This is a genomic window from Kitasatospora sp. NPDC059747 (assembly GCF_042732955.1).
Taxonomy (GTDB): Bacteria; Actinomycetota; Actinomycetes; order Streptomycetales; family Streptomycetaceae; genus Kitasatospora.
The window spans coordinates 1-4,151 of record NZ_JBHWGV010000189.1; the positions used below are offsets into that span (position 1 = coordinate 1).

At 74.2% G+C, this 4,151-nt stretch carries 4 protein-coding genes; 2 read left to right on the forward strand and 2 right to left on the reverse strand.

The window, feature by feature from the left end; translation table 11 throughout:
- Nucleotides 1-74 precede the first annotated feature (74 nt).
- Together ACFV4G_RS41220 and ACFV4G_RS41225 are read right to left on the reverse strand one after the other, a co-directional pair.
- Nucleotides 75-746: a response regulator transcription factor gene (locus tag ACFV4G_RS41220; RefSeq protein WP_030299918.1), complete on the reverse strand. Its 672-nt coding sequence runs from the start codon at nucleotides 744-746 to the stop codon at nucleotides 75-77.
- Entirely contained in the window at nucleotides 746-1,654 is a 909-nt protein-coding gene (locus ACFV4G_RS41225; RefSeq protein WP_380448364.1) for a RecB family exonuclease, read from the reverse strand. The genes ACFV4G_RS41220 and ACFV4G_RS41225 overlap by 1 nt, the downstream gene beginning before the upstream one ends.
- Nucleotides 1,655-1,832: 178 nt before the next feature.
- On the opposite strand from ACFV4G_RS41225, the gene ACFV4G_RS41230 reads away from it, so the two are divergent.
- Complete coding sequence (locus tag ACFV4G_RS41230) at nucleotides 1,833-3,053, forward strand: site-2 protease family protein (protein WP_380448365.1); 1,221 nt, start codon at nucleotides 1,833-1,835, stop codon at nucleotides 3,051-3,053.
- A gap of 59 nt (nucleotides 3,054-3,112) precedes the next feature.
- The gene (locus ACFV4G_RS41235; RefSeq protein WP_380448367.1) at nucleotides 3,113-4,072 is read left to right on the forward strand and encodes a tRNA (adenine-N1)-methyltransferase; all 960 of its coding nucleotides are present in this window, start codon (nucleotides 3,113-3,115) and stop codon (nucleotides 4,070-4,072) included.
- Nucleotides 4,073-4,151 lie beyond the last annotated feature (79 nt).

Here is a 4,151-nt window from a genome sequence, read left to right on the forward strand (position 1 = left end):
GCCCCCCGGCGCCCCCCCCCCCGCGCCCCCGGGGGGGGGGGGGGCGGGGGGGCCGCCCCCGTCTGTGGAGCGTCCTACAGCGCGCCCGGACGCACCAGACCGCTCTCGTACGCGTACACCGCCGCCTGCACGCGGTCCCGCAGCTGGAGCTTCGTCAGGACGTGTCCCACGTGCGTCTTCACCGTGGTCTCGCTGACGAACAGTTCGGCCGCGATCTCCGCGTTCGACAGCCCGCGCGCCACCAGCTTGAGCACCTCCAGCTCCCGCTCGGTGAGCGCGTTCAGCGCCTGCGGCGGCGCCTCCTCGCCCGAGGGCAGCTTGGTGGCGTACATGTCCAGCAGCCGCCGGGTGATGCTCGGCGCCAGCATCGCCGCGCCGTCCGCGACCACCCGGATCGCCTGCACCAGCTCCTCGGCCGGCACGTCCTTCAGCAGGAAGCCGCTGGCGCCCGCGCGCAGCGCCTCCACCACGTACTCGTCCAGGTCGAAGGTGGTCAGCACCAGCACCTTGGCCGGGCCGTCCCGGCCCGGGCCGGCGATCCGGCGGGTCGCCTCGACGCCGTCCATCCTGGGCATCCGGATGTCCATCAGCACCACGTCGGGCTGCAGCGCCCGGACCTGGTCCAGCGCCTGCTGACCGTCGCCGGCCTCACCGACCACCACCAGGTCGGACTCGGCCTCCAGGATCATCCGGAAACCGGTGCGCAGCAGCGGCTGGTCGTCGACCAGCAGCACTCGGATCGTCACTAGGACTCCTTGCTCATCGGATCCCCCGTGGGATCGTCCTCTTCAGACGTACGGGCCAGCGGCAGCGGGTACGGCGGGGGCGTCCCGCCGAACTCCGGGCAGCTGGCCTGGTGGTCGCACCAGTCGCAGAGCCGGTTGCGGGTGGCCGGGAACTCCCCGGTGGCCACCGCGTGGGTGATCCGCTCCCAGAGCGCCTGCAGCTTGCGCTCCACGGCGAGCAGGTCCGCCTCGTCCGGGTCGTAGGAGACGACGTCCCCGCCCCCGCCGAGGTACACCAGCTGGAGCCGCTTGGGGATCACGCCCTTCCAGCGCCACACCACCAGCGCGTAGAACTTCATCTGGAACATCGCCTTGCCCTCGAAGTCCCGCGAGGGCGCCCGGCCGGTCTTGTAGTCGACGAGGCGGACCTCGCCGGTCGGGGCGACGTCGACCCGGTCGATGTAGCCGCGCAGCAGCAGGCCCGACTCCAGGGCCGTCTCCACGTACAGCTCCCGCTCCACCGGGTGCAGCCGGGTCGGGTCCTCCAGCCGGAACCACTGGCCGACCAGCTTCTCGGCGTCCGCCAGCCAGCGGGTGAGCGCCGCGCCGTCCGGGTCGTCCGGGAACAGCCCGCCGAGCTCCGGCCGCTCGCCCAGCAGCCGCTCCCACTGCGGGCGCAGCAGGCCGAGCGCCCGCTCCGGCGTCCGCTCGACGGCCGCGCTGTCGAACAGCCGCTCCAGCACCGCGTGCACCAGGGTGCCCCGGGTCGCCGCCGCGCTCGGCGGCTCCGGCAGCCGGTCGATCACCCGCAGCCGGTACAGCAGCGGGCAGGTGAGGAAGTCACCCGCACGGGACGGGGACAGGCCGGTCGGGGGCGCCGCCGGGCGCGCCGGGGCCCCGGCGGCACTGGTGGTGTCGGTCTGCTGCATGGCTACGACCCTATTGCCCCGCGCTGCCATACCGCTGCCACCGTGCTGTCACGGGGCTGGGCAGGGCCCGCGCCAGTGGGTATGAAGCCAGACAGAGGGGCGCGCGGCGCCCTGCCGCCGAGATCACGTAGCGTGGGCACACCGGCGCAACTCGGGGGAGTCGACCGAAGGGATCACGGTGAGCGACAGCAGGGGGCAGCAGACCTCCGACCAGCCGCCGCACGGCGGTGGTCGCCCGCCCGGCCGGCCGCCGGAGCCGCGGAAGGAGCGCGGCGGCGGCATCCTCATGGGCCGCCCGTTCGGGGTGCCCATCTACGTCACCCCCTCCTGGTTCGTCATCGCGGCCCTGATCACCTGGGTCTTCGGGGGCCAGCTGAACGACGTCCTGCCGGACCTCGGCGGCTCGCGCTACCTGGTCGCCTTCTCCTTCGCCGTCGCCTTCTACGCCTCCGTCCTGGTGCACGAGCTCGCCCACACGCTGGTCGCGCTGCGCTACCGCCTCGGCGTGCGCCGCATCCAGCTGCAGTTCTTCGGCGGCGTCTCCGAGATCGAGAACGAGGCCGAGACGCCGTGGCGGGAGTTCTGGCTGGCCTTCGTCGGTCCGCTGCTGTCGCTCGTGCTCGGCGGGGTCTTCTACCTCGCCATGCAGGCCGTGGAGCTCTCCTCGGTGCCCGGGGTGCTGCTCACCGGCCTGATGGTCTCCAACCTCGTCGTCGCCGTCTTCAACCTGCTGCCCGGACTGCCGCTGGACGGCGGCCGGATGCTGCGCGCGGTCGTCTGGGCCGTCACCGGCAGGCCGATGACCGGCACCGTCGCCGCCGCGTGGGTCGGGCGGGCGCTGGCCGTCGCCGTGCTCATCGGGCTGCCGCTGATCAGCGCCTCCCGCGGGGTCGGGCGGACCGGCACCGACACCCTCGTCGACGCCGTCATCGCCGCCGTCCTGGCCGCGATCATCTGGAACGGCGCCGGCGCCAGCGTGCGCAACGCCCGGCTCAAGGAGGCCCTGCCCGGCCTGCGGCTGCGCGACCTCGCCCGCCGCACCGTCGAGGTCACCGCCGACACCCCGCTCGGCGAGGCGCTGCGGCGCGCCCGCGAGGCGCAGGCCGGGGCCGTGGTCGTGGTGGACGGCCGGGGCGAGCCGATCGCGATCGTCCGCGAGTCCGCCGTGCGCGCGGTGCCCGAGCACCGCCGCCCGTGGGTCGCCGTCGGACCGCTCGCCCGCGACCTCGAACCCGGCCTGCGGCTCAGCGCCGACCTCACCGGCGAGGACCTCCTGCACGCCGTGCGCGCCACCCCGGCCGGGGAGTACCTGGTGGTCGAGTCCGACGGCCGGGTGTACGGCGTCGTCGCGCTCACCGACATCGAGCAGCGCCTCACCGCCGCCGTCGCGGGGCAGTAGGACGGCACCGGCCGGGGGCGCGGCGGGCGGGAGGTCGCGCTTCCCTTAGGATTGGCCGCATGTCCGAACCGACCGGTGCCGCCCGCCGACGCGGGCCCTTCCAGGTCGGGGACCAGGTCCAGCTGACCGACCCCAAGGGTCGCCACTACACGTTCACGCTCCAGGCCGGGAACCAGTTCCACACCCACAAGGGTGCGTTCCCGCACGACGAGCTGATCGGCGCTCCTGAAGGCACGGTCGTGCGCACCACGGGGAACGTCCCGTACCTCGCGCTGCGCCCCCTGCTCCCCGACTACGTCCTCTCCATGCCACGCGGCGCCGCCGTGATCTACCCCAAGGACGCGGGCCAGATCCTCGCGATGGCCGACATCTTCGCGGGCGCCCGCGTGGTGGAGGCCGGCGTGGGGTCCGGCGCGCTCAGCACCTACCTGCTGCGCGCCGTCGGCGAGCAGGGCATGCTGGCCTCCTACGAGCGTCGGCAGGACTTCGCCGACATCGCCAAGAGCAACGTCGAGCGCTACTTCGGCGGCTCCCACCCGGCGTGGAAGCTCACCGTCGGCGACCTCCAGGACAACCTGGTCGAGAGCGACGTCGACCGCATCATCCTCGACATGCTCGCCCCCTGGGAGTGCCTGGACGTCGCCTCCAAGGCGCTCGTCCCCGGCGGCCTCATCTGCTGCTACGTGGCCACCACCACGCAGATGTCCAAGACCGTCGAGGCGCTGCGCGATCACGGCACCTTCACCGAGCCGCAGGCCTGGGAGACCATGGTCCGCACCTGGCACCTGGAGGGCCTGGCGGTCCGCCCGGACCACCGGATGATCGGCCACACCGGCTTCCTGCTCACCGCCCGCCGCCTCGCCGACGGCGTCGAGCCGCCGCTGCGCCGCCGCCGCCCGGCCAAGGGCGCGTACGGCGAGGACTACGACAACGGGTCGCCCGAGCCGACCCTGCAGGAGCGCGCGGCCGCCCGGGCCGCCGCCCGCGCCGCCGTGGCCGAGGACACCGACCTCGGCTGACGCACGACCGTCGAGGAGGGGTGGGACGGGCGGGCCCGGCCAACCCGCCCGGGGTGCCGCCCCCGTGACCGGTGTGGGA

Excerpts from the sequence above, each read along its gene's own strand:
- ACFV4G_RS41225 (WP_380448364.1), bottom strand. The coding sequence starts at position 1,654 with ATGCAGCAGACCGACACCACCAGTGCCGCCGGGGCCCCGGCGCGCCCG.
- ACFV4G_RS41235 (WP_380448367.1), top strand. The coding sequence starts at position 3,113 with ATGTCCGAACCGACCGGTGCCGCCCGCCGACGCGGGCCCTTCCAGGTC.